Here is a 25,441-nt window from a genome sequence, read left to right on the forward strand (position 1 = left end):
AGTCATATTGACTATATTAGGAAAGGAAAAACATCGGTTTCGGTGTTGCAGAGGGTTTATATGGTTTACAGTGTTACGGTTACACAGCTTATAGAGAAGATGGATCTCAAGAACCATACTCCGGAGATCGATACGGATAAGATACTTATCCAGGATCCGGGTATGAACAGACCGGCAGTACAGTTTGGTGGATTCTTCGAGCACTTTGATGCAGGAAGAATACAGATTTGTGGTAATGTTGAGCATGCCTATGTGGCAGCTATGCATACTGAGGAGGAGAACAAGCGCATCATGGATGAGTTCTTCTCATACAAGCCGCCATGCCTTATATTCTGCCGAGGCCTTGAGCCATATCCATTTATCATAGAGATGGCGAAGAAGCATGGGGTTCCGGTACTCACATCCGATGCGGTCACATCTGCATTTGTACATGAGGTGGACAGATGGCTGCATGTGGAGCTGGCTCCAAGAATATCGGTGCATGCGGTTCTTGTCGATGTATACGGCGAGGGCGTACTGATCATGGGTGAGAGTGGAATCGGTAAGTCGGAGGCGGCGCTGGAGCTTCTGAAGAGAGGACACAGACTTGTTGCGGACGACGTGGTTGAGATCAAGAAGGTCAGCGATGCAACTCTTGTAGGAAGAGCTCCTGACATAACAAGGCATTTTATTGAGCTCAGAGGAATTGGAATAATAGATGTGAAATCACTGTTTGGTGTTGAGTGCGTTAAGATAGATCAGAATATCGATCTTGTCATCAACCTGGAGGAGTGGAGCAAAGATACAGAATACGACAGACTCGGACTTGAGGACAATTATATGGAGTTCCTGGGAAATAAGGTGGTAAGTCACAACATACCTATCAGACCGGGAAGAAATATCGCGATCATAGTTGAGTCGGCGGCTGTAAACCACAGACAGAAGAAGATGGGATACAATGCAGCTCAGGAGCTTTATAACAGAGTTACACAGAATATTATGAAGGGCAACGGCGGTGGTGACAAGCAGTAAATGACTGCCGGCCGTGATATTACAATAAAAAGCGGAGAATGTGGAAGGAGAAAAAACATGGCTAAGTATGTATTTGGAGTTGATGTTGGAGGAACTACAGTAAAGATGGGACTTTTTACCGTTGAGGGCGAACTGCTCGACAAGTGGGAGATCAAGACCCGCACAGAGGACGGTGGAAAGAATGTTCTTCCGGACATTGCTGATTCTATAAAGGAAGTTATTGAAAGCAAGAAGCTTGCAAAGGAAGATGTTGAGGGCGTTGGAATCGGAGTTCCGGGACCTGTCAAGGAGGATGGAACGGTTCTCAAGTGTGTAAACCTCGGATGGGGAATACTGAATGTTGAGGACGAGCTGGAGAAGCTGATCGGATATCCTGTAAAAGCTGGAAATGACGCAAATGTCGCTGCGCTCGGAGAGATGTGGCAGGGCGGTGGCAAGGGCCACAGCAATCTGGTAATGGTAACACTTGGAACAGGTGTTGGCGGCGGAATCATACTCAACGGCAAGATGCTGTTCGGCGTGAATGGTGCCGGCGGTGAGATCGGACATATATGTGTTGACGATTCAGAGACTGAGACATGTGGATGCGGAAACAAGGGATGTCTGGAGCAGTACACATCTGCAACAGGCGTGGTAAGACTTGCGGGCAGAGCTATGGCAGCTTCAGATAAGAAGTCAACTCTCCGTGAGCTCGAGGCTGTTACTGCAAAGGATGTATTTGACGCAGCAAAGGCAGGAGACGAGCTTGCACTTGAGATAGTTGATACACAGGCACGTATCCTGGGTCGTGCGCTTGCACAGATAGCATGTGTAGTTGATCCTGAGATATTTGTAATCGGTGGAGGCGTGTCAAAGGCGGGCTCCATACTTACAGATTCGGTAAAGAAGTATTTCGAGCATTATGCATTCCATGCATGCAGACAGACAAAGTTCGCACTTGCACAGCTTGGCAATGATGCAGGTATTTATGGAAGTGCATGCAGCATACTTGGAAGGTAATTGACCTGAATGTAATTTCGGTAAAATTTACCAGTAGAATTTGTGAAAATATCCAAAGGTTTTGCAAAAGATGGTAAATTTATATTAAATTTTAATATTGAATTATAAAAGTCTTTAATGTATGATGAATTTAATGGTGATGAATAGTGCCGTAAAATTCAATATATTAAAGACTTTTATTGTGTATGTTAAGAAAAAAGCAGTTCTCTGTGACAGAGGGTGCTTTTACTTTTGTTTTAAAATACATGCACATGTGAATAAAATATAGAAGACAGATTGTATGAGGTTGACATGTCAGATTTAGAAATATTGAACAGTATTCGAGAGATAACCGGAGAGAAGAATGCAAGCGCAGATGAGGTGATGAGCGCACACACTACCTTCAGGGTGGGCGGTCCTGCCGACTATTTTGCGAGTCCTTCTGATGCAGATCAGGTTGCGGGGCTTATAGAACTTTGTCGGAAATGTGAGATACCGTATTTTGTTCTTGGTAATGGCAGTAATCTGCTTGTGTCGGATGCTGGCTACAGGGGCATGATAATCAATATAATGGACAATATGAATGGGATAACAGTTGACGGTGATGTGATAACAGCCCAGGCCGGGGCAAAGCTGGTGAGAGTCAGCAGACTGGCAAGGGATAATTCGCTGACCGGTCTTGAGTTTGCTTCCGGGATTCCCGGTACTATAGGCGGTGCGGTGTATATGAATGCGGGAGCTTATGGTGGTGAGATGAAGGACGTTGTCACCAGTGTCAAGGTGATGGATGCCGATGGACATATATATGATATGTCGTCGGATGAACTGGATTTTTCGTACAGACACAGTGCTGTGGAGGCTGAGGGGCTCATAGTTCTTGAGGTTACCATGAAGCTGGCAGCAGGTGTGCAGCAGGATATAGATGACAGAATGAAGGAATTGTCGGATTCCAGAAGAACAAAGCAGCCGCTTGAGTATCCGTCGGCGGGCTCTACATTCAAGAGACCTGAGGGATATTTTGCGGGTAAACTTATAATGGAAGCAGGACTCAGGGGATATTCTGTGGGAGGAGCACAGGTGTCCGAGAAGCACTGCGGATTTGTTGTGAACAGGGGCGGTGCAACCGCTGCTGATGTGACAGGTCTGATCCATGATGTACAGAAGAAGGTTATGGATCAGTTTGGCGTGATGCTGGAGCCTGAGGTGAAGATGCTTGGCGATTTCTAGCATTTAGTGAGACAGGGAGAACAGAGCATGAGATTTGTTATTGTGACAGGAATGAGTGGAGCAGGAAAGGCAACGGCGCTTAAGACGCTTGAGGATGCCGGATTTTTCTGTGTTGATAATCTGCCTATCCAGCTTATAAAAAGATTTGCCGAGATCGCTTATGATGAGCAGATCCAGGTGGATGATGTTGCTATCAGTGTTGATATCAGAAGTGGAAGGGCTTTGTCACAGCTCAATTCGTGCCTGGCGGATATCAGAAGAGAGGGCATGAATTATGAGATCCTGTTCATTGAGTGTTCCAATGCAACTCTGGTAAAGCGTTATAAAGAGACTAGAAGAAACCATCCTCTTTCGGTCAAGGGTGGGCGAATAATAGATGGAATAAACAAGGAGCGTGAGCTTATCGGCTTCCTCAAGGAGGAGGCTGATTATATAATCGATACTACCAACCTCCTTGTGAGAGAGTTTAAGGCGGAGCTTGACAAGATATTTGTGCAGAATGAGGAGTATTCGAATTTCATAATTACGGTCATGTCATTTGGCTTTAAGTATGGAATACCGAGGGATTCTGATATAGTTCAGGATGTGAGATTTCTGCCTAATCCGTACTATGACCTTGAACTCAGGGAGAAAACGGGAAACGACAAAGAGATACAGGACTATGTTATGAACTGCAAGGAGGGCCCTGAGTATCTGGAAAAGTTTATAGATCTGATAACATTTTTGATACCGAATTATATCAAGGAAGGCAAAAATCAGTTGGTCATTTCCATCGGCTGCACAGGCGGAAAACACAGATCCGTCACGATAGCCAATGCTGTCTATGCCCGTTTGCAGAAGTCAAAGTATACAGTGAGGATAGTTCACAGGGATATTTTGAAGGATTCAATAGTCAAGAAGTTGTAGCATGTAATAACAGATAGTATAGCAGGTGGAATATGTCATTTTCTTCAGACGTTAAGATGGAGCTGGCAGGGAATGTCCCGGGAGCGAGGCATTGTCAGATAGCTGAGCTGGCTGCGATGATCTCAATGGTGGCATATGTGAGATATTGGGCTGGCAGACCGGCCGGGCTGGTGATAGTTACAGAGAGAAGTGTTATCGCAAAGGAGATAGCTTCCCTGATAAAGAGGCTGTTCAGATATATTCCGGACTCAAGTGTAAGAAGGACCGGAGCTGACAGCAGAGTATACAGGATGGAGATCAATTCTCCAGAGATTGTCAATACGATACTGATGACCTTGAAGATAGAAAACGAACATGAGTGTGAAGGACTGATACAGTGTCAGCTCATGAAGGTCAGCAGGATGGATGTTCAGCAGGATTGCTGCAGAAGAGCATATATAAAAGGAGTGTTCATGACCTCGGGATCAATCAGTGATCCGAACAAGGGCTACCACATGGAGGTGGTGTGCGAGAACGAGGGAAGGGCACAGTTCATACAGGAGATAATAAACGAATTTGGTGTGGAAGCCCGCATAATACAGCGGAAGAAATACTACGTCGTCTATCTGAAGGATGGAGAGATGATAGTTGATATGCTGGGAATAATGGGGGCACACATATCCCTGATGAATATGGAGAACATAAGGATCAGGAAGGATATCCGTAACAATATCAACCGCAGGGTCAACTGTGAGGCCGCAAACCTCAACAAGACCGTGAGCGCTGCTGTAAAGCAGATGAATGACATTAATTACATAATAGAGACAAAGGGCATAGGATATCTGCCCGATAACCTTCAGGAGCTGGCGCTTGCCAGACTGGAGAATGAGGATGCTTCCCTTAAGGAGCTTGGTGAGATGATGACGCCGCCGATCGGTAAGTCGGGGGTTAATCATAGATTAAGAAAAATAAGTGAAATCGCAGAAGAAATGCGGGGCTGTTGATGAGCCCAAGGAGGATGTAATGATCGAAAAGACAGTTGTTGTATCAATGATGGGAGAGGCAGAGGAAAGACCTGTTGCAGTTCTTGTACAGATTGCAAGTCAGTATGACAGCAAGGTTCACCTTGTTACCGGAGATAAGAGAATCAATGCTAAGAGCATTATGGGTATGATGAGCATGAACTTCGAGAATGGCAGTGAGCTCACTATAGTTGCAGACGGTGCTGACGAAGAGGCAGCAGTCAATGCACTTTCAGAATATCTGACAAAAAACAATAAGTAATTTGGATGATTTATTGCACCTCGGATGTGTATGTGGTAAAATAAATTTATCAATGGACATTTGTCGGAGGAACAGGATATGGGATTTTTTGACGGATTATTAAAGAAGATACCATTCGTATCCAGATTTTCCAAAAAGAAGGAACCGGTCAACAATGTGGAGCTCCAGTTCAACAAGGCCATGAACCTTATGGACAACGGAGATGCTGAGGAATCAGTAAACATACTTGAACAGGTTGCAGACATAGGAATAATGGATGCGCAGTATAAGTCATATGGGGATGATGCTCTTCTTGCACTTGCAGAGTTTTATGAGAAGGGAAAGTACCGCAACGCAGTTGTGGATGTGGATCTGAATAAAGCTACCAAGTATTACGAGAAGTATGTGAATCAGAACCATGACGGCGATGTTATATTCAAGCTTGCCAAGATGCTTCTGGAGGTTCAGAACTTCTCAAAGGCAATCAAGTATTATGAGCTTGCAGCCACAGATTACGGTATAAAGGCAGCGTATATGAGCCTCGGTTCAATATACGAGAGCGGACTTAACAGAGTGGATGAGTACGGCAACAAGAGTGATTATGTTGTGCCTATCGATCTGGACAAGGCCATGATGTGGTACAAGAAGCTTGCTGATACCGGTGATGCCAAGGCAAAGGCTTCATACGAGAGAGTTGAGTACATGAGTACCCATGGTGACAGCCTTGAGTTCGAGGAGAAGGACAAGCTGTACACGGATATAGCAGAGGCCAGAAAGGCAAAGGGAAAGGAGCCGCGTTACAAGGTTATCGAGGCTTCAAGACTTCAGTATCAGTACACATATGTACATGATCAGGTTGAGGGATTCATACACAAGCTTCCAAAGGGCTGGGTGAAGACGATCAACGAGTCGACAGGCGAGGAGTATTACGCACCAAGTCTTACATATAAGGATTTTGCAATGTATGTATATTATGACAGTGTGCCAAAGGATTCAAAGATGACTCTTGAGAACTACCTGAGATACTGTAACGATGCGTTTGACGAAGAGCTGCAGCTCAAGGCGTATGTCACAGAGTATGCAGATGGAATATGTACGACTTACTATCACAAGGACATGGAGAAGGGAATCGTGTCATTTGCTTTCTATCATGGACGTAGACTGGCATGTATGAGATTCGTATGTGCTACTATGGAGATCATAGAGCAGTACGAGGAGATCATATTTGAGACAGCCAACTCATTTGCGTTTGTAGATCCTACACTGGCCAGTGACCACAGTGCCAACAGAAAGGATATGCAGTATTATAACGAGGCTATATACTGCTACTACCTTGAGGATTATGAGGGTGCCATGAGAGCCGCAAAGCAGGCTCTTAAGCTTGGAAGCATAAAGGCAAGTTACCTTCTGATAGAGCTGTACTACGATGAGGACAGCCCGTACAGGGATGTTGAGAAGACTATAAGCTATGCAAAGCAGTTGTTTGAGGCGACTAAGGATCCTGAGCTTGCATTCCTTCTTGGAATCGTATACGACCAGCAGCTCAAGGATTATGTGAAGGCAGTTAACTGGTATGAGAATGCAGAGCGTCTTGGACACAAGAGAGTTGCATTCTATCTTGGAAGAATATATTACTACGGTCTGCTCAGAACGAAGAGAGACGGAGGCAAGGCACTGTCTTACTTCAAGAAGGCCAGAGAGAACGGTATTCAGGAGGCTGAGGGCTATATCAAGGATCTTGAGGATCTCAAGGGAGAGGACCTTCAGACAGCCGTTGAGAAGTGGGAGCGTGCAGTGGAGGCCGGAAGCGAGTCGGCGGCTATCAAGATAGCCATGATGAAGCAGAGACAGATCTTCTACATTGCAACACCATATGAGATTGAGAAGGCTTATCTTGAGGCACTTGGCCTTGGAAGCGCCCGTGCCGGATATGAGCTCGGAAGAATCTATCAGGTACAGGAGAAGCAGGATAACTACAGGGGCGAAATCAAGAGTATCAAGTATTTCGAGAAGGCGTTCAATGCGAACTTCGATGACTGGGATAAGGAGAACCTGTTCAAGGTCATCAATTACAAGGTTGAGAAGGGCCTGGCAAACGACGAGGCCATCAAGTTGTACATAGAGAATGCAAGTATGGGATATGTTCCGGCTATAGAGAAACTTATCGGACTTGTGCCTACAACTACCCAGCAGATATGGAGCCTGTATGACGCTCTTATCGATCTTGCTGAGACCGGCGATGAGTCAGCGATAGTTGCCATGAACAAGCTGGAGATGAACTATGTAGACCTCATACTCAGAGAGCCGGCCAAGGGACAGAAGGTTGTGGAGAACAAGTTCTTCAGACTCTGTGTTCCAAAGGAGTGTAACTCAGTCATCAACGATGACGGCGGTACTATCAAGATGGCTGATTCAGTCGTTGAGTTTGCAGTTGCTGAGATGCCTGTCAATGCTACGGCAGAGCAGGATTACCTGAAGATCTACAAGCTGATAGTTTCAGAGTATCTGCCTGATGAGAATGCGGATGTGATCATTGCAAACTCAAGAATGATCGGATCTGCAATAAGGGCTTCAAAGGATAACGTACATACATTCAGCATCCTTCTGATAAGCTCCAAGAACCAGTACATATTCAAACTGAGTTCCAAGGACAGGCGTCAGATGATGCAGTTCAAGGATGTCGTAGTTGCAATAGCCAAGTCTCTTGTTGAGACAGGTGAGATCTACAAGGCGACAGAGGAGGGCAAGAAGAACATCGGTCTTGCATTCCTGCTGAAGGCTAATGAGAGTGGATTCCTGTCGATCGGCAAGGGAGAGTAATACAACAGGATATCAATTAGATCAGAATGATCCCGGAGGACATATCTCCTCCGGGTTTTTTACCCCATAGGGATAGAGAAAGGGAGCATATTATGCCGGGACTTAACAAGAGAGAGCTCACGAGCAAGCCTTTGAGAATGGATTCCAGAATGGCGAGGGATTTGGAGAGATTATCTGATTATACCGGTTATTCTCAGAATGAGATCATTCTCATGTCCATAAAGAAATATCTCTTTGAAAATCGTGGGTATTTCCTGCGGGATATGGTTGAGGAGAAATGCCTTTTGCGCATTGAGAAGGAAGTAAGGATCATGCGTGGAGAGACCCATCTGAAGTATGGAGACATGACGGTGGATGTGGTGAAGTCAGAGAATGCAAATGGTAATATCAACTTATATGTAGCGACTATAAGACTTCGTAATAAGCTTGGAGAGATATTCTATGAGGATGTACAGGAGCTGGATATGTCGGGAAAAGACTGGGAATATTATAAGGAGTTCCTGTATGAGGTTGTGATGAAGTATATGGATATCGATGAACCAGCACTTAAGACGTATTTCAGGGAAAAATTCCTGTATGAATAGTATAAAGTGATAAAAAATCAGAGAGTGCAATGATATGGGTTTAACTATTTACATTGCAAATTTTTAGTGGTATCCTATAATAGATTTGGAAAAAGTGGTCGAATCGAGGTGAGATGCTTGTTTAGAAATGTTATGAATGACCTTGCAACATGGTATGAGACCGGAGCGGATAAGATTGCAGTTGTCCGTGGTGGCAAGTTTGTTGGCAAGACATGGGCTGTGGCTGATTTTGCCATGGGATTTTTTGAGGATCATATAATAATAGATATGGACAAGTATCCGGACTTTGCCGCATATGCAGCAAAGGAGAGGAGGCCGGAGAAGCTTCATGCCAAGCTTACAACGTCGCTTGACAAGTATGATTTCAAGGATAAGCTTCTTATATTTGACAATGCGCAGAACTGTGTGGGACTGCTCGGCAACCTTGTTGAGTACAGCAGATACAATACTGACTGCAGGATCTGTGTCATTGCGACATCCTGTGGACCAATCCCGGGAGAGGAAGAGTGCCAGGATGACATATGCGTATATGAGATGATGCCTATGAACTTTGAGGAATTCCTGAAAGCGGGAAAGGGCAGAAAGCTCTGTGCATTTATAGAGAACCAGAAGATCACACCGATGCCGGATGAGGTCAGGGACAGCGTCCAGACAATGCTTGAGACTTTCTTCGTGACCGGAGGAATGCCGGAGGCGGTGGATGAATATTATAAGACAGGAGATCTCAGAAGAGTTGATGTGGTTTTGAAGTCTATACTTGACAGAACTACTGAATATCTGATAAACTCCACTCCGAAGAGATATCTTACCAAGGTCATGGCGATATGGAACAGTATTCCGGTTCAGCTTACCAAGGAGAACAAGAAGTTCATGTATGGATACGTTGATCCGAAGGCCCGTGCCAGGGAGTACGAGGCGTCAGTTGATCAGATCGTCAGGATGGGCGTTGTGCGTCAGGTGTACAGAGTCAGGAATGGAGTGCTTCCTCTGGCAAACCAGAAGGATGACAAGTCATTTGAGCTGTATCATCTTGATCATGGTCTGCTCAGGGTCATGGCTGGTATTCTGGTTCAGGATATTGACACAGATAATGTTCTTGATATGATGGATGGAGTTATAGCAGAGCAGTACGCTCTTGCAGAGCTGTATGTGAACAGGAGTATCGGTGATCTGTATTTCTGGATCTCATCGGCCACAGCGAAGGTTGATTTCGTGTATGAGGGCGATGGAGAGGTCATTCCAGTGGATGTTCAGACAAGTCCGCACACCAAGGCCCAGAGCTCCAGAGTATTCAAACAGAGATATGACAATCAGACTTCAGTGAGGATATCTACAGATGACATGTTTGTCGATAAAGGATTGGTAAATATACCGCTATATGGTATCTGGTGTTTCTAACCGATAGCGTATGGTAGTAATTTATAGATGCCGAAATAGCTCAGTTGGTAGAGCAACGCATTCGTAATGCGTGGGTCGAGGGTTCGAGTCCCTTTTTCGGCTTCAATATTGAGGAAGGCTGCCTGCAAAAGTTTTTGCGGCAGCCTTTTGTACTCAGTGGGAAAGGACGGGATGATATGGATGCTCCAAAATGGTACAGACATTTGAAAACCATAAACAGACATAAGAGAATGGTCATGCATAACTGCTTTAAGTGCGGATTATACTGGCAGGGGCTTGTGCACGATCTGTCAAAGTATTCGTGGACTGAGTTCTCAGTCGGGGCAAAGTATTATCAGGGAACAAGAAGCCCGAATGATGCGGAGCGCGAGAGCAAGGGATATTCAAGCGCATGGCTGCACCACAAGGGAAGAAACAAGCACCATCTGGAATACTGGGTAGATTACAGTGTTGACAGGAACTGTGTGGAGCTGGTGGGAATGCGCATGCCGGAGAAGTACGTTGTGGAGATGTTCTGCGACAGGGTGGCTGCCAGCAAGAATTATAATGGTGATAAGTATACGGATTCATTTCCGCTTGAGTATTATCTGAGGGGCAGATCCAGACATCATCTGCACCCTGAATCGGCGGATCTGCTGGAGGACATGCTAACGACTCTGGCTGAGAAGGGCGAAGATTATACATTTGACTATATAAGGCGGGAGATACTGCATAACAAATAAGGAGGAGACATATGGAGTTTACACATCTGCATGTGCATACAGGCTACAGTCTGCTGGACGGTGCGGCGAAGATAGACGGACTTGTGCGCAGGGCAAAGGAACTGGGATATGATTCCCTCGCAATAACGGATCACGGCGTCATGTACGGTGTTATAGAGTTCTATGAGACTTGTCTCAGAGAGGGGATAAAACCTATTCTCGGATGTGAGGTGTATGTCAGTCCGGGATCACGATTTGACAGGGAAGTTGGAAAGGGTGATGACAGATATTATCACCTCGTCCTTCTGGCGGAGAATGATCTGGGATATCACAATCTGTCCAAGATCGTGACCAGAGGATTTACCGAGGGCTTTTACTATAAGCCGAGGGTCGATATGGAGGTGCTGGAGAAGTACCATGAGGGAATTATTGCGCTCAGCGCCTGTCTTGCCGGTGAGGTTGCGACAAAGCTCAGAAAGGGCGACTATGACGGTGCGAAGGAGACTGCGATAAGATACAGGAATATATTTGGCGAGGAAAACTATTTTCTGGAGATGCAGGATCACGGAATACCTGAGCAGGCAACTGTGAATGCGGGGATCATGCGTCTGTCAAAGGAACTGGGTATCCCTATGGTCGTGACAAATGATTCGCACTACATCTATGCCGAGGACTGGGAGGCACATGATGTTCTCCTGTGTATACAGACTAACCATAAGGTTCAGGACGAGAACAGAATGCGCTATGAGGGAGGTCAGTTCTACCTCAAATCAAAGGAGGAGATGGCTGAGCTGTTCCCATATGCCCTGGAGGCTCTGGAGAATACACATAAGATCGCAGAGCGGTGTAATGTGAATATCGTATTTGGCGAGCAGAAGGTTCCGAGATTCGATGTGCCGGAGGGATATACCGCGGAGGAATATCTGGATCATCTGGTATATGAGGGTATGGAGAAAAAGTACGGACTTACATATGAGGAGTCCGGTAAGATGGCCGAGGGAACCCACGGCTACGAGGTCAGACAGAGAATAGATTATGAGCTGTCTGTCATAAAGAGCATGGGATTTGTGGATTATTTCCTGATAGTGTGGGATTTCATTCATTTTGCAAAATCGCAGGGAATCGCAGTTGGACCTGGAAGAGGTTCGGCGGTTGGCAGTGTGGTTGCTTACTGTCTGGATATAACGACAATTGAGCCTTTGCAGTACAACCTTCTCTTCGAGAGATTCCTGAACCCGGAGCGAGTATCCATGCCGGATATTGATATAGATTTCTGTTATATCAGACGTCAGGAGGTTATCGACTACTGTGTAAGGAAATATGGCGAGGAGTGCGTGACACAGATAATAGCATATCAGACCATGGGCGCAAGAAACGTCATAAGAGACGTTGGAAGAGCCATGGATCTCCCGTATGCGGTGTGTGATTCCCTTGCAAAGGCAATACCTGCAGAGAAGGATATGACTATAGATATAGCACTCAAGACGAGCAAGGATTTCAGGGATATGTACGAGGGCTCGGACGAGATCAAGAAGCTTGTGGATATAGCCAGAAAGCTTGAGGGACTCCCTAGAAATGCAGGAATGCATGCGGCGGGAGTGGTTATAGGCCGTGAAGCCATAGAGGAGTACGCGCCTTTGTCAGTCGGAGCCGAGGGCGCGGTGGTAACCCAGTTTGAGAAGAACACGGTGGAGCATCTGGGAATGCTCAAGATGGACTTCCTGGGACTCCGTACGGCGACTGTTGTGCAGGATACAGTCAAGCTGGTCAAGCAGACAACAGGCAAGGATATAGACATAGACAATATAGATTACGATGATCCGAATATACTTGGACTCATGGGACAGGGAAAGACCGAGGGTATGTTCCAGCTCGAAAGTGAGGGCATGAGAAACTTCATGATGAAGCTGAAGCCGCAGAGTCTGGACGATGTAATTGCCGGTGTTGCTCTGTTTAGACCGGGTCCTATGCAGTTCATAGACGACTACATCAGGGGCAAGGAGAACCGTGAGCTGGTTCACTATGATACCCCTGAGCTTGAGGAGATACTTGAGCCGACTTACGGATGTATCATTTACCAGGAGCAGGTAATGCAGATCGTTATGAAGCTGGCGGGCTATACGCTGGGAAGAAGTGACCTTGTGCGCCGAGCCATGGCGAAGAAGAAGCCTGAGGAGATGGAGAAGGAGCGTCATAACTTTGTGTACGGCAACAAGGAGCTCAATGTTCCGGGATGTGTGGCAAATGGAATCTCGGAGACCGTGGCAAATAAGATATTTGACGAGATGATGAAGTTCGCGGAGTACGCATTTAACAAGTCCCACTCCGTGGCATATGCGGTACTTGCGGCGCAGACAGCGTACCTGAAGTATTACTATCCGGTGGAGTTCATGGCTGCGCTGATGTCATCGGTAATTGACAACAATGGCAAGGTTGCAAAGTATATAAGCGTGTGCAAGCAGATGGGTGTTGAGGTGCTCCCTCCGGATATAAATGAGGGAGTGGCAAAGTTCTCCATAAGCAACGGCAAGATAAGATACGGCCTCTCCGGTATCAAGAGTGTCGGAGGCGCTGTTGTCGACAGGATAGAGGCGGAGAGAACCAAGAATGGACCGTTTAAGGATCTCAGGAATTTCCTCACAAGGATGCCTTCAAAGGATACAAATAAGAAAACTGTGGAAGCTCTGATACTCAGCGGTGCATTTGATGATATGGGGGCAAACAGAAAGCAGATGATGATGGCTCTTCCGGCCATAGCGGAGGAAGCAGCAAGGGAGAGAAAGAGCAGGGAGTCCGGGCAGATGTCTCTGTTTGACCTGATGGGAGACGATTTTGTGCAGAGCAATCTTGTACCTTACCCTGATGTGGAGGAGTATTCGGATCAGGAGAAGCTGGCGCTTGAGAAGTCTGTGCTCGGAGTGTATATATCGGGACATCCGCTTGGCAAATATATCGAGCTTATGCAGAGAACATGCACGGCTCAGGCGACGGATTTCGTGGTGGACACCGAGGATGACGATGAGATGAGCCGGGATCAGGGTGACGGAGATGGACAGAAGCTTCAGGACAATGCAATGTATGTCATCGGCGGACTCATATCAAGGGTGACGGTGAAGCTCACCAAGAACAATCAGAATATGGCGTATGTGACGATAGAGGATCTGGTCGGACAGGTCGAGGTTATAGTATTCCCGAGGGATTTCGAGAAGTTCAGGGACAGACTTCTGGTGGATTCCAGAGTGTTTGTCAGGGGCAGGGCGAATCTCGGTGAGAAGGAAAACAAGCTCATATTGTCGGATATGATAAGCTTTGAGGAGGCAGAAGGTGGCAAGAGCTTTCAGTCGGGGAAGCCATGGAACAACAGACAGAAGCCTGTTCAGAGCAACAGCCAGCTCTGGGTATTGTTCGATGATGTGGACGAATACATGAAGAACGAGTCTGCATTTATGTCGATCCTTGAGGAGTACAAGGGCACATGTCCGGTGTACGTGCAGCTCAAGAAGTCCAGACAGGCGAAGAATATGGGCCGGGGATTCTGTGTGGATGAGAATTCCGGCGTGGTGTACGCGCTCCAGATGGAATACGGCAAAGACAGGGTATTGCTCAGAAAAGTGTGACAGAAATACCGCAAAAGGAGAAAAAAGTGGAAGTAATTACAGCAAACAGTAATCCGAGGATAAAAGAACTTAATAAGCTGAACAAGGATGCAAAGCTCAGAAAGGACAGAGACGTGTTCGTGGTCGAGGGGATACGCATGTTCAGGGAGCTTCCGCTTCAGAATGTTCAGGAGGTGTATCTGTCGGAGAGTGCGCTTAAGGAATACAGGGATGAATTCAAGAGCATGGGTGTGCTTGATGGCAGGAATACCTGGATACTCAGCGACGGAGTGTTCGCAGGGGTGTCACAGACCAAGACTCCACAGGGGTGTATGGCTGTGGTGAAATGCATGCATTATCAGCTTGATTCCGTGCTCGGCAGGAATGACAGAGAGACATTTCTTGTGCTGGATACGCTCCAGGATCCCGGAAATATGGGAACTATATTCAGAAGCGCCGAGGCAGCAGGTGTGACCGCCGTGCTTATAGGAAAAGGTTCTTGCGATCCGTACAATCCGAAGGTAGTCAGATCGACGATGGGTGCCATATTCAGGGTGCCATTTGTCATGTGCGATGACCTGCCCGGGACCGTGGAGGAGCTGAGACGGTCAGGCGTTGTGGTGTACGGAGCACATCTGGACGGCGACGATCTCTACGACATAGGATTCCCGGACAGGGTGGCGTTCCTCATAGGAAATGAGGGAAATGGCCTGACGGATGAGGTGGCGTGCAGAGCCGACAGACTTCTCAGGATTCCGATGGAGGGCAAAGTCGAATCGCTGAACGCTGCAATATCGGCGACTCTTTTGTCGTATGAGGTAATGAGACAGCGAAAGAGAGACCGACAAAACTAGATTAAACAAGACAGCATATTTTTGTACTGCGTGGCATAACTTTTAAAGTATGCAAAAGTTTGTTATAACGGAGGGAGAAAATATGACTGAAAAAACATTAAACAACAATCAGGTAGTGGTGGCAGGAGAGATAGCATCAGAGTTCGTGTTCAGCCACGAGATATTTGGCGAGGGCTTCTATATGGTGGATCTCATCGTCAGCAGACTCAGCGATGCTTACGATACTATTCCGCTCATGGTGTCTGACAGACTGTTCGATGTGAACGAATCCCACATAGGGGAGCGCATCATGGCAAAGGGACAGTTCAGATCATACAACAAGCATGAGGAGACCAGAAACCGCCTTATACTGTCTGTGTTTGTGAGAGAGATCGAGACCATCGACGAGGATGATGCTGAGGAGGAGAACAGACCAAATCAGATCTATCTTGACGGTTACATATGTAAGGCACCTGTGTACAGGATGACGCCCCTTGGAAGGGAGATCGCGGATGTGCTGCTGGCGGTCAACAGAGCATACGGCAAGAGCGATTACATACCATGTATCTGCTGGGGCAGAAATGCGAGATTTGCCGGAAAGCTCCAGGTAGGAGAGCATGTGGCCATCTGGGGAAGGATCCAGAGCAGGGAGTATCAGAAGCGTATCGACAATGACCAGGTGATCAGCAAGGTGGCATACGAGGTGTCTGTGAGCAAGATGGAATGTCTTGAATGATATTTCATAAGGAGGGGCCCACGTCAGTGGGAGGAATCCTTGTGAAGCACGCAGGCGCCGCGCAAAGCGCATAGGAATGCGCCTGCACAACATTTCATAAGGAGGGGCCCACGTCAGTGGGAGGAACCCTTGTGAAGCATGCAGTAAAATATATGGTTGACATGGCCTGGATGCGGTGATATAGTAGCACTATCTAAGATTAAACTGAATACAATATAGTAGAGGCGCGGGATTAATGATTAAGCAGGCTGATGCATGTGGATGCAGAAGATGCCTGACGAAAGGGAAGACCGCCGAAGTGATGGATATTCCACAGGATCTGTTGCTGGTTGTGCAGTTAAGAACTGTATGACTGTCATCTGAGGATGGAGAGCTACTTGTAAGAATGAGATGTTTTTATGGGTTGGCTTTTTGCCAGCCCATTTTTATGCTATATTGTATCGACTATTTATTTTTAAGGAGGACGACAATATGTCAATTTTTACCGGTTCAGCAGTTGCACTTGTAACACCATTTCTTGAAAATGGAGATGTGGATTATGATAAGCTCAAGGAGCTCGTGGAGTTTCATATAGCACACAAGACGGATGCCATAGTTATCTGCGGAACAACAGGCGAGGCTTCAACACTGTCACACGAGGAGCATCTTGAGTGCGTGAAGAAGTGTGTAGAGTTCGCTGATCACAGAATAAAGGTAATAGCAGGAACAGGTTCAAACTGTACTGCAACAGCAATATATCTCTCAACAGAGGCAGAGAGCTACGGAGTGGACGGTCTGCTCGTGGTTACACCATATTACAACAAGGCTACACAGAAGGGCCTCATCGCACACTTCACAGCCGTTGCAAATTCAGTAAATGTGCCTATAATCCTTTACAATGTGCCATCACGTACAGGCTGCAATATCCAGCCGGAGACAGCAGTATATCTTGCACAGAATGTTGAGAACATTGTCGGTATCAAGGAAGCTTCAGGTAATATAAGCCAGGTCGTAAAGCTTGCAAGTCTTTCAAAGGGATGCATAGATATCTACTCAGGAAATGACGATCAGGTTGTACCTCTTCTCTCACTTGGCGGAAAGGGAGTTATCTCAGTAACAGCCAATATAATCCCTGAGGACGTACACGATATGGTTCAGAAATATCTTGACGGAGATGTTCAGGGAAGCCTTGATCTTCAGCTTAAGGCCATCGACCTCTGCAACGCACTGTTCTGCGAGGTCAATCCAATACCTGTCAAGAAGGCTGTAGAGCTTCTTGGTATGTGTGATGGAACAATGAGAATGCCGCTCACTGAGATGGAGCCACAGAACGTGGAGAAGCTCAAGAAGGCAATGGAAGAGTACGGAGTTCTCTAGGACTGTAATTATCATAGAAACAATACAGATGTCTGCGGTCTCAACTGGCTGCAGACATTTTTATTTGCCGAGGTGGATATAAACGTTGCACAATGGACAGCAAATGTGTAAAATGGAGTACATGTTGAAATATATGCGCATGTCAGCGTGCATAGACCACACAAAAGACGACAACAAATGACAAAGCTTATATATATGGAGGATAGACAGACATGGTAAAGATCATAATGCATGGTTGCAATGGAAAGATGGGACAGGTAATAACAGGTATCGTTGCAGGCGATCCTGATGCCGAGATCGTAGCGGGAATAGATGTTGTGGACAACAGGGATAACGGATATCCGGTATTTACAGATATAGATGCCTGCGATGTCGAGGCTGATGTCATCATAGATTTTGCAGCGGCTGTAGCTGTTGACAAGCTCCTCGATTACGGTGTGAGGACACAGACTCCTATAGTTCTCTGTACAACAGGTCTCTCAGATGAGCAGCTTGCAAAGGTAAAGGAGTGCAGTGCAAAGGTTGCCATACTCAAGTCAGCGAACATGTCACTGGGAATCAATACACTCATGAAGCTTCTGAAGGATGCTGCGAAGGTATTCTCACCAGCCGGATATGATATAGAGATAGTTGAGAAGCATCACAACCAGAAGGTGGATGCTCCATCCGGAACAGCTCTTGCTCTTGCTGATTCAATCAATGAGGCATGCAATGAGCAGTATGAGTATGTGTACGACAGAAGCCAGGTGAGAAAGAAGAGAGATAAGAAGGAGCTCGGAATCTCTGCTGTCAGAGGCGGCACTATAGTTGGAGAGCATGAGGTGATATTTGCAGGTATTGATGAGGTTATAGAGTTCAAGCACACTGCATATTCCAAGTCAGTATTTGCAAAGGGTGCTGTTGAGGCAGGAAAGTTCCTCAAGGGCAAGCCTGCAGGAATGTACGATATGGCGGACGTTATAGGATAGGAGCGGTTATGGAGATTTCAACTAGGACAGAGGATGGCGAGCTTGTTCTGTGCGCCAGCTCGATATATAATCAGAAGTTTTATCTGAACAAGGAATTTTCAAAGCTTCCTGATGAGATAAAGGACGAGCTTCACGCCATGTGTGGAGCGTTTACACAGGAGGTCGGAGGAATATTTATGTTGGTGTTTGACGACGCCGGCAATCTGAAGATACAGACGAGGGCACTTGAGGATGACCTGTTATTTGACGACATAGGATGCGGACTCAAGGTCAAGAAGCTGCAGAATGAAAAGAAGGAGCTGTTCCAGAGTCTGGAGCTGTTCTATAAGATATTTATACAGGGTGTTGACATTAACAGTCTTGTAAATGAATGATATAAAATAATTGGAAGATCAGGAAGGAAAAAAGGGCATGTTATTTGCTATTGATGCTGGAAATACAAATATTACGATAGGACTGTTTGACGGAGAACGCCTGGAGAAGACCTTCAGGATGACCACCGGGATATCGAGAACATCGGATGAGTACGGAGTATTTCTGTGCGACTGGCTCAGAATGAGACAGTTGTCAACTGATGTTATAGATGAAGTTATAATCGCTTCGGTTGTTCCGAAGATCATGCATTCACTGGTGAATGGCATAAAGAAATATTTTGGAATAACACCACTCATAGTTGAGCCGGGAATAAAGACGGGGATCAATATAGCGCTGCCAAACCCGAAGCAGCTTGGAGCTGACAGAATAGTTGACGCAGTTGCGGCTTATCACATGTATGGCGGACCGGTTCTCACGGTGGACTTTGGAACTGCCACAACGTACGACCTCATCAATGCCGATGGCGTGTTTGAGGCTGAGGTCACATCGCCGGGTATAAGGCTTATTGCAAATGCTCTGTGGACGGGAACAGCCAAGCTTCCTGAGATAGAGATAAAGGTGCCTGAGACGATACTGTGCAAGGACACGATATCCAGTATGCAGGCCGGTGTGTGCATGGGCTATATTGGCCAGACAGAGTATATAGTGAAGAGAATGCGCAAGGAGTCAGGATACGACAACATGAAGGTCGTGGCTACCGGCGGACTTGGAAAGATGATATATGAGAACACGGACTGCATAGATGTGTATGATCCGGATCTCACACTTCACGGACTCAGACTTATCATGGACAAGCAGAAATAAGTCGAATTTTGCAAATTATATATTATTATAGAAGCAATGGAGAAATTTATGGATTTCAGAGATAAATTGATCCTGGCGCCGATGGCTGGTGTATGTGACCAGCCATTTCGTCTTTTATGCAAGGAACAGGGCTGTGATATCCTGTACAGCGAGATGGTGAGCGCCAAGGCAATATATTATAAAAATATGAACACGAAGCCGCTTCTGGCTATGGATGAGCGGGAGAAGCCATTTGGGCTGCAGCTCTTTGGCTCTGATCCTGAGATCATGGCGGAGATGGCAAAGAGGATAGAGAGCAACGGTTATTCATTCATAGATGTAAATATGGGCTGCCCTGTGCCGAAGGTGGTCAACAATGGAGAGGGATCTGCGCTGATGAAGGATCCGGTTCTTGTTGGAAGGATAGTCGAGGCCATGGCAAAAGCTATAAGTATACCGCTGACCATCAAGATAAGAAGCGGATTTGATTCAGAGCATATAAATGCGCCTGAGATAGCACATATAGCCCAGGAGAGCGGGGCTGCCGCTGTGGCGGTGCACGGAAGGACAAGGCAGCAGTATTATCAGGGACATGCGGACTGGAGCGTCATAGCCAGGGTGAAGGAGGCGTGCATCATCCCGATCATTGGCAATGGCGATATAAACACTCCTCAGGACATCATAGACATGAGGGCGCAGACGAACTGTGACGGCTTTATGATAGGAAGAGGTGCGAGGGGCAACCCGTGGATATTCCGCGATATGAAATACTACTACGAGCATGGCGAGCTGCCGGACAAGCCTGACATATATGAAGTGAAGGATATGATGCTGAGACATGCGAGACTCATGGTTGAGTTCAAGGGTGAGTACACAGGTATCCATGAGATGAGAAAGCACGTGGCATGGTACTCAGTCGGAATGTATGATTCGGCAAAGCTCAGGAGCAATGTGAACCAGGTTGAGACTTACGAGGAGCTTGAGGAACTGCTCTGTAGATGGGCTGACAGCGCACCTGAAAAAGTCATTGTGAGTTAACATAAAAACAAAAAAATGTAACAGAAAACAAAGATTTTATTAAAAACTCTAAAGTAAAAATATACAAGATGCTGATTTGTTTCAAAAATGTTACGGTACTAAAATGTAAAATATGCACAAAAATAGCATTTTAAAATGTTGCATGTTTACATTAACGGAATTAAAGATTTTATGCGAGTTGTGCATGATTTACAAAAATATCCACTTTGCTTGACCTTTCTTTTGACAGAGATTATAATAGCGTCATGAGTTAAATTTTAACGGTTTTGTAACAATTCTGAAACCGTAAAGAAATTAAGGAGAAAAGGTTATGCAAAAGTTTTCAGATTCATCACGTATGAAATCACAGAAACTAATGAAGACATCACTGAAAAGGAACGTAAAGAAGATTAGCATAGGAGCAGTACTCCTGGCAGTTGGATTTTCATCATACGCAGTTATCGCATCAGATGACAGCATGGTTTCATCCAAGGGCAAGGGAGTGTCGATCGCAGCAGCAGCAGGTAATACATTATACGCAGACAACACAGCAGACTATGGAGAGGCAACATCATCAGTTGCACTGGCAGATGGTACTCTGTCAGATGTCAACAAGACTGGTTCAGTAGCCCTCTCAAGCAAGAAGACAGTTAAGAAGACTTCAGCCATAAGCGGTGGAGTTCAGGAGAGCACAACAGAGGCTCGTGCAACAGAGGCTGCACAGCAGGCAGCAGACACAACAAAGTCAGAGCCTACCACACAGATGAAGGTTAAGGATAAGGATAAGTCAGCAGCAGGACTTCCTGACGATCAGATATCAGTTGATCCATCAACAGAGAAGTCAACAGATGGACTTCCTGATGACAAGGTTATCTATGTGAATGGTGAGACATCAGGTACATATCTCGGAACATTCTGGATTACGGCATATTGTCCATGTCCAATCTGCTGCGGTGAGTACAGCAACATGGATAACCCGACAACAGCTTCAGGCGCACCTGCAGTCGAGGGTGTGACATGTGCAGCGCCAAGTAACTTTGCATTTGGTACAGAGCTTATAGTTGATGGTCATACATACACAGTTCAGGACAGAGGTGGAGCTATCAATGGCAATCATCTTGATATCTACTTCTCAAACCATCAGGCAGCTCTTAACTTCGCAACAGGCTACTATGATGTATATGTAAAGTAATAAAAAGCAGAAATTGTATACAGATATATTAAAGACCCGCCGTAAGGCGGGTTTTTAAATGCAGTGAGATAAGTGTTGGGAAAGTGTTGGAAAAGTCGCATGAATGAGACGGGCTATAGCTTGTTTTTTATAAAATGCTGTGTTATAATGCACACGATTATTTGTAAGAATACAGGTGATTCTTGAGTTTAGTACATAACGAAATGTTTAAATATATTTATTAAGGAGATTGGCAAATGGAACTTATCTACAGAAGCACAAGAAATGCAAATGAGACAGCAACAGCATCACAGGCTATACTTAAGGGACTTGCTAATGAGGGGGGACTCTTTGTACCAGATTCTATACCAGCACTTGATGTGTCTCTGGAAGATCTTGCAAAGATGAACTATCAGCAGGTTGCATACGAGGTTATGAAGCTTATGTTCACAGACTTCACAGAGGCTGAGCTTAAGCATTGTATAGATTCAGCATATGATTCAAAGTTTGATACACCGGTTATAGCACCACTTGTGAATAAGGCAGGAGCATATTATCTTGAGCTTTTCCATGGATCAACAATAGCATTCAAGGATATGGCACTTTCAATCCTTCCATATCTTCTCACAACATCAGCAAAGAAGAATGGAGTAAAGAATGAGATCGTCATCCTCACAGCAACATCAGGTGATACAGGTAAGGCTGCCCTTGCAGGATTTGCAGATGTTCCTGGAACAAAGATCATCGTGTTCTATCCAAAGCACGGTGTAAGCCCAATCCAGGAGAAGCAGATGGTTACACAGAAGGGTGACAATACATTTGTTGTTGGTATCACAGGTAACTTTGATGATGCACAGACAGGTGTGAAGAAGATGTTCTCAGATGCTGAGCTTGCAAAGTACATGGATGAGAAGGGATATCAGTTTTCATCAGCAAACTCAATCAACATCGGACGTCTTGTCCCTCAGATGGTATACTATGTATACGCTTACACAAGACTTGTTGCAGACGGAACCATCAAGGCAGGCGACAAGATCAACGTGGACGTTCCAACAGGTAACTTTGGTAATATCCTTGCAGCATACTATGCCAAGGAGATGGGACTTCCAATCGCAAAGTTCATCTGCGCATCAAATGACAACAAGGTTCTGTTTGATTTCTTCCAGACAGGAACATACGATAGAAACAGAGAGTTCATACTCACAACATCACCATCGATGGATATCCTCATTTCAAGCAACCTTGAGAGACTGATATACAAGATCGCCGGAAATGATGCTGAGAAGAACTCGGAGCTTATGAAAGAACTCACAACAGATGGAGTGTACACCATCACAGACGATATGAAGGCAAAGCTTGCTGAGTTCTATGGTGGATATGCAACAGAGGCAGAGACCGCAGCTACCATCAAAAAGGTATATGAGTCAGATGATTATATCATCGATACACATACAGCAGTTGCAGCTACAGTATATGAAAAGTATGTGGCAGAGACAGGAGATAAGACACCTACAGTCATCGCGTCAACAGCAAGCCCATACAAGTTCACAAGAAGCGTTATGAACGCTATAGACCCTGAGTATGATTCCAAGACAGACTTTGAGCTTGTCGACGAGCTTGAGAAGCTCTCAGGTGTAAAGGTACCTCAGGCTATAGAGGATATCAGATCAGCAAAGGTTCTCCACGACACAGTATGTGACAAGGAGGATATGCTTGCAGAGGTTAAGGGATTCCTTAATATCTAAAGCATAGTAAGAGACATAAGCTGGTATATCTGATAGGAAATAGTCAGATATAATATACGAATAAAGCATAAATACAATATTATAGATTGACAGTTCATTAGTACCATCCTGTCACTAAACAAAACTAGGACATAAGAAGATCAGAATGTCCTATTCTGGTCTTTTTTTGTGGTGAACAGTTGGATGCTTATAGGAGGAGTTATGTATAAGTTAAAGACAAAGGCAAGTTTTGACAGCGCCCATTTTTTGAAAGATTATGACGGCAAATGCAGCAATATCCACGGACACAGATGGACGGTGGAGATCAAGGTCGGTGCGGAGACTCTTGAGAGCGATACACAGAACAGAGGAATGGTGGTTGATTTCTCCAATCTGAAGAAGGATCTGAAGGAGATTGCGGATCACTTTGACCACAGCCTTATCATGGAAACGGGAAGCCTGAAGCGGGCGACGGAGGATGCGCTGCTGGCGGAAAATCTTAGAATCGTGAAGGTTGATTTCAGACCTACTGCTGAGAATTTCGCAAAGTATATATACGATGAGATGGCAGGCCGGGGCTACAAGGTCATAGAGGCAAGTGTGTATGAGACACCGAACAACGTGGCTTCTTATTGTGAGTAAATATATATGATAGGATTCCGGTGAGAAGCTGGCAGGTCTAAAAATCTGGAAGATGTGAGAGAATGGAGAATATACACCGGGAGAAAGGAAATACAGTCGTGAGCACATACAGAGTAGTAGAGAGATTTATAAGTATCAACGGTGAGGCTGCAAGAGCCGGAGAACTTGCCGTGTTCATAAGATTTGCGGGATGCAATCTTGATTGCGGTTACTGCGATACCAAGTGGGCAAATGAGGCAGGCGTTCCTTATGAGGAACTCACCGAGGATGAGATCATCGATTATGTCAGAAGAACAAAGGTGAAGAATGTAACCCTGACAGGTGGGGAACCGCTGATACAGAAGGACATAGATAAGTTGCTCCTTGCATTTGAGCTGGAGGATGATGTAAGGGTCGAGATCGAGACAAATGGAAGTGTGGATATCGCAGAGTTCAAGGCTCTTGGGGGAAATGTATCGTACACGCTGGATTACAAATGTCCATCCAGCGGCATGGAGAGTGAAATGTGCCTTGCAAATTATAATTATATAGACAAGAATGATTCGGTGAAATTTGTGGTCGGTTCACAGGAGGATCTGGAAAAATGTTTTGAGATAGTTAGGGAGTATGCGCTGGATGAGAAGACGAGAGTATTCATCAGTCCTGTGTATGGCAGCATAGATCCTGCGGATATAGTGGATTTTATGATCGAGAACGATATGAATGATGTGAAGCTTCAGTTACAGCTTCACAAGTTCATTTGGGATCCGGAAGAAAGAGGTGTATAAGATGGCGATAGATAAAGAGGCTATAAAGGAACACGTAAGAGGAATATTGATTGCCCTTGGAGATAATCCTGACAGGGAGGGACTTGTAGAGACTCCTGACAGGGTTGCGCGTATGTACGAGGAAGTATTTGAGGGAATGAACTACACCAATGACGAGCTGGCCGAGATGTTCGGCAAGACATTTGCTGAGGACGGAGTGGCAAGGCAGGCCGGTGACATGGTGTTTGTCAAGGATATAGAGGTGTTCAGCTACTGTGAGCATCACATGGCGCTTATGTACGATATGAAGGTGTCAGTCGCATACATTCCAAATGGAAGAGTGCTCGGACTTTCTAAGATAGCGAGGATTGCGGATATGGTGGCGAAGAGACTTCAGCTCCAGGAGAGGATAGGTTCGGACATCGCCTACGTCATATCTAAGGCTGCGGGAACTGAGGACGTGGCGGTCATGATAGAGGCACATCACAGCTGCATGACGGCAAGGGGCATCAAGAAACCGGGAAGCAAGACCATGACTACCACTCTCAGGGGAAGATTTGAGAGCGACACAGCTCTGCAGAACAAGTTGCTGATGATGTACAATGCGGGAAGATAGTCATAGGCACA

At 45.8% G+C, this 25,441-nt stretch carries 23 protein-coding genes, 1 tRNA gene and 1 riboswitch; all 24 genes read left to right on the forward strand.

Features of this window, described 5'->3' with window-relative positions:
• Positions 1 to 60: 60 nt before the first annotated feature.
• On the forward strand, positions 61 to 1,011 hold the full coding sequence (gene hprK / locus OCV54_RS09235) for an HPr(Ser) kinase/phosphatase (protein ID WP_015533291.1): 951 nt from the start codon (positions 61 to 63) through the stop codon (positions 1,009 to 1,011).
• 57 nt (positions 1,012 to 1,068) lie between these two features.
• On the forward strand, positions 1,069 to 2,010 hold the full coding sequence (locus OCV54_RS09240; protein ID WP_055223838.1) for an ROK family glucokinase: 942 nt from the start codon (positions 1,069 to 1,071) through the stop codon (positions 2,008 to 2,010).
• A gap of 291 nt (positions 2,011 to 2,301) precedes the next feature.
• The gene (gene murB / locus OCV54_RS09245; RefSeq protein ID WP_015533289.1) at positions 2,302 to 3,216 is read left to right on the forward strand and encodes a UDP-N-acetylmuramate dehydrogenase; all 915 of its coding nucleotides are present in this window, start codon (positions 2,302 to 2,304) and stop codon (positions 3,214 to 3,216) included.
• A gap of 27 nt (positions 3,217 to 3,243) precedes the next feature.
• A complete protein-coding gene (gene rapZ, locus OCV54_RS09250) occupies positions 3,244 to 4,122 on the forward strand; it encodes an RNase adapter RapZ (protein WP_015533288.1) in 879 nt (292 codons plus the stop codon).
• Between the two features lie 32 nt (positions 4,123 to 4,154).
• Positions 4,155 to 5,105, forward strand: a complete 951-nt coding sequence (whiA, locus tag OCV54_RS09255; protein ID WP_055223678.1) for a DNA-binding protein WhiA — start codon at positions 4,155 to 4,157, stop codon at positions 5,103 to 5,105.
• A gap of 19 nt (positions 5,106 to 5,124) precedes the next feature.
• Positions 5,125 to 5,385, forward strand: a complete 261-nt coding sequence (locus tag OCV54_RS09260; RefSeq protein ID WP_015533286.1) for an HPr family phosphocarrier protein — start codon at positions 5,125 to 5,127, stop codon at positions 5,383 to 5,385.
• A 78-nt stretch (positions 5,386 to 5,463) separates the two neighbouring features.
• Positions 5,464 to 8,184, forward strand: coding sequence for a tetratricopeptide repeat protein (locus OCV54_RS09265; protein WP_015533285.1), 2,721 nt, complete (start codon positions 5,464 to 5,466; stop codon positions 8,182 to 8,184).
• A gap of 92 nt (positions 8,185 to 8,276) precedes the next feature.
• Entirely contained in the window at positions 8,277 to 8,768 is a 492-nt protein-coding gene (locus OCV54_RS09270) for a hypothetical protein (RefSeq protein ID WP_015533284.1), read from the forward strand.
• 117 nt (positions 8,769 to 8,885) lie between these two features.
• Positions 8,886 to 10,166: a DUF4143 domain-containing protein gene (locus OCV54_RS09275; RefSeq protein WP_022216601.1), complete on the forward strand. Its 1,281-nt coding sequence runs from the start codon at positions 8,886 to 8,888 to the stop codon at positions 10,164 to 10,166.
• A 29-nt stretch (positions 10,167 to 10,195) separates the two neighbouring features.
• Positions 10,196 to 10,268, forward strand: a tRNA-Thr gene (locus tag OCV54_RS09280).
• A 74-nt stretch (positions 10,269 to 10,342) separates the two neighbouring features.
• The gene (locus OCV54_RS09285; protein WP_015533282.1) at positions 10,343 to 10,888 is read left to right on the forward strand and encodes a DUF5662 family protein; all 546 of its coding nucleotides are present in this window, start codon (positions 10,343 to 10,345) and stop codon (positions 10,886 to 10,888) included.
• Between the two features lie 11 nt (positions 10,889 to 10,899).
• Complete coding sequence (locus OCV54_RS09290) at positions 10,900 to 14,484, forward strand: DNA polymerase III subunit alpha (RefSeq protein WP_055223680.1); 3,585 nt, start codon at positions 10,900 to 10,902, stop codon at positions 14,482 to 14,484.
• 26 nt (positions 14,485 to 14,510) lie between these two features.
• Positions 14,511 to 15,317 carry a TrmH family RNA methyltransferase gene (locus OCV54_RS09295; RefSeq protein ID WP_022216600.1) on the forward strand — a complete coding sequence of 269 codons (807 nt, stop codon included), beginning with the start codon at positions 14,511 to 14,513 and terminating at the stop codon, positions 15,315 to 15,317.
• Between the two features lie 82 nt (positions 15,318 to 15,399).
• The gene (locus OCV54_RS09300; RefSeq protein WP_015533280.1) at positions 15,400 to 16,032 is read left to right on the forward strand and encodes a single-stranded DNA-binding protein; all 633 of its coding nucleotides are present in this window, start codon (positions 15,400 to 15,402) and stop codon (positions 16,030 to 16,032) included.
• A 211-nt stretch (positions 16,033 to 16,243) separates the two neighbouring features.
• Positions 16,244 to 16,416, forward strand: a riboswitch (Lysine riboswitch).
• Between the two features lie 87 nt (positions 16,417 to 16,503).
• Positions 16,504 to 17,388: a 4-hydroxy-tetrahydrodipicolinate synthase gene (gene dapA, locus OCV54_RS09305; protein WP_022216598.1), complete on the forward strand. Its 885-nt coding sequence runs from the start codon at positions 16,504 to 16,506 to the stop codon at positions 17,386 to 17,388.
• Positions 17,389 to 17,600: 212 nt separating this feature from the next.
• Complete coding sequence (gene dapB, locus OCV54_RS09310) at positions 17,601 to 18,356, forward strand: 4-hydroxy-tetrahydrodipicolinate reductase (RefSeq protein WP_022216597.1); 756 nt, start codon at positions 17,601 to 17,603, stop codon at positions 18,354 to 18,356.
• A gap of 8 nt (positions 18,357 to 18,364) precedes the next feature.
• Entirely contained in the window at positions 18,365 to 18,730 is a 366-nt protein-coding gene (locus tag OCV54_RS09315) for a DUF6145 family protein (protein ID WP_015533275.1), read from the forward strand.
• A 37-nt stretch (positions 18,731 to 18,767) separates the two neighbouring features.
• Positions 18,768 to 19,535: a type III pantothenate kinase gene (locus OCV54_RS09320; RefSeq protein WP_015533274.1), complete on the forward strand. Its 768-nt coding sequence runs from the start codon at positions 18,768 to 18,770 to the stop codon at positions 19,533 to 19,535.
• 48 nt (positions 19,536 to 19,583) lie between these two features.
• Positions 19,584 to 20,552, forward strand: a complete 969-nt coding sequence (gene dusB / locus OCV54_RS09325; RefSeq protein ID WP_082431308.1) for a tRNA dihydrouridine synthase DusB — start codon at positions 19,584 to 19,586, stop codon at positions 20,550 to 20,552.
• Between the two features lie 310 nt (positions 20,553 to 20,862).
• Complete coding sequence (locus tag OCV54_RS09330) at positions 20,863 to 21,723, forward strand: 3D domain-containing protein (RefSeq protein WP_055143847.1); 861 nt, start codon at positions 20,863 to 20,865, stop codon at positions 21,721 to 21,723.
• Positions 21,724 to 21,959: 236 nt separating this feature from the next.
• The gene (thrC, locus tag OCV54_RS09335; protein WP_055223684.1) at positions 21,960 to 23,447 is read left to right on the forward strand and encodes a threonine synthase; all 1,488 of its coding nucleotides are present in this window, start codon (positions 21,960 to 21,962) and stop codon (positions 23,445 to 23,447) included.
• A gap of 201 nt (positions 23,448 to 23,648) precedes the next feature.
• Complete coding sequence (queD, locus tag OCV54_RS09340; RefSeq protein WP_055223686.1) at positions 23,649 to 24,068, forward strand: 6-carboxytetrahydropterin synthase QueD; 420 nt, start codon at positions 23,649 to 23,651, stop codon at positions 24,066 to 24,068.
• Between the two features lie 62 nt (positions 24,069 to 24,130).
• Positions 24,131 to 24,835 (forward strand): putative 7-carboxy-7-deazaguanine synthase QueE, encoded by a 705-nt coding sequence (queE, locus tag OCV54_RS09345; protein WP_055223688.1) that lies wholly within the window; start codon positions 24,131 to 24,133, stop codon positions 24,833 to 24,835.
• Position 24,836: 1 nt separating this feature from the next.
• Positions 24,837 to 25,430 (forward strand): GTP cyclohydrolase I FolE, encoded by a 594-nt coding sequence (gene folE, locus OCV54_RS09350; protein ID WP_055223690.1) that lies wholly within the window; start codon positions 24,837 to 24,839, stop codon positions 25,428 to 25,430.
• Positions 25,431 to 25,441 lie beyond the last annotated feature (11 nt).

Origin of the sequence: Coprococcus aceti (assembly GCF_025567285.1) — a bacterium.
Taxonomy (GTDB): Bacteria; Bacillota; Clostridia; order Lachnospirales; family Lachnospiraceae; genus Coprococcus; species Coprococcus aceti.

Excerpts from the sequence above, each read along its gene's own strand:
- hprK (WP_015533291.1), top strand. The coding sequence starts at position 61 with ATGGTTTACAGTGTTACGGTTACACAGCTTATAGAGAAGATGGATCTC.
- OCV54_RS09240 (WP_055223838.1), top strand. The coding sequence starts at position 1,069 with ATGGCTAAGTATGTATTTGGAGTTGATGTTGGAGGAACTACAGTAAAG.
- murB (WP_015533289.1), top strand. The coding sequence starts at position 2,302 with ATGTCAGATTTAGAAATATTGAACAGTATTCGAGAGATAACCGGAGAG.
- rapZ (WP_015533288.1), top strand. The coding sequence starts at position 3,244 with ATGAGATTTGTTATTGTGACAGGAATGAGTGGAGCAGGAAAGGCAACG.
- whiA (WP_055223678.1), top strand. The coding sequence starts at position 4,155 with ATGTCATTTTCTTCAGACGTTAAGATGGAGCTGGCAGGGAATGTCCCG.
- OCV54_RS09260 (WP_015533286.1), top strand. The coding sequence starts at position 5,125 with ATGATCGAAAAGACAGTTGTTGTATCAATGATGGGAGAGGCAGAGGAA.
- OCV54_RS09265 (WP_015533285.1), top strand. The coding sequence starts at position 5,464 with ATGGGATTTTTTGACGGATTATTAAAGAAGATACCATTCGTATCCAGA.
- OCV54_RS09270 (WP_015533284.1), top strand. The coding sequence starts at position 8,277 with ATGCCGGGACTTAACAAGAGAGAGCTCACGAGCAAGCCTTTGAGAATG.
- OCV54_RS09285 (WP_015533282.1), top strand. The coding sequence starts at position 10,343 with ATGGATGCTCCAAAATGGTACAGACATTTGAAAACCATAAACAGACAT.
- OCV54_RS09290 (WP_055223680.1), top strand. The coding sequence starts at position 10,900 with ATGGAGTTTACACATCTGCATGTGCATACAGGCTACAGTCTGCTGGAC.
- OCV54_RS09300 (WP_015533280.1), top strand. The coding sequence starts at position 15,400 with ATGACTGAAAAAACATTAAACAACAATCAGGTAGTGGTGGCAGGAGAG.
- dapA (WP_022216598.1), top strand. The coding sequence starts at position 16,504 with ATGTCAATTTTTACCGGTTCAGCAGTTGCACTTGTAACACCATTTCTT.
- dapB (WP_022216597.1), top strand. The coding sequence starts at position 17,601 with ATGGTAAAGATCATAATGCATGGTTGCAATGGAAAGATGGGACAGGTA.
- OCV54_RS09315 (WP_015533275.1), top strand. The coding sequence starts at position 18,365 with ATGGAGATTTCAACTAGGACAGAGGATGGCGAGCTTGTTCTGTGCGCC.
- OCV54_RS09320 (WP_015533274.1), top strand. The coding sequence starts at position 18,768 with ATGTTATTTGCTATTGATGCTGGAAATACAAATATTACGATAGGACTG.
- dusB (WP_082431308.1), top strand. The coding sequence starts at position 19,584 with ATGGATTTCAGAGATAAATTGATCCTGGCGCCGATGGCTGGTGTATGT.
- OCV54_RS09330 (WP_055143847.1), top strand. The coding sequence starts at position 20,863 with ATGCAAAAGTTTTCAGATTCATCACGTATGAAATCACAGAAACTAATG.
- thrC (WP_055223684.1), top strand. The coding sequence starts at position 21,960 with ATGGAACTTATCTACAGAAGCACAAGAAATGCAAATGAGACAGCAACA.
- queD (WP_055223686.1), top strand. The coding sequence starts at position 23,649 with ATGTATAAGTTAAAGACAAAGGCAAGTTTTGACAGCGCCCATTTTTTG.
- queE (WP_055223688.1), top strand. The coding sequence starts at position 24,131 with ATGGAGAATATACACCGGGAGAAAGGAAATACAGTCGTGAGCACATAC.
- folE (WP_055223690.1), top strand. The coding sequence starts at position 24,837 with ATGGCGATAGATAAAGAGGCTATAAAGGAACACGTAAGAGGAATATTG.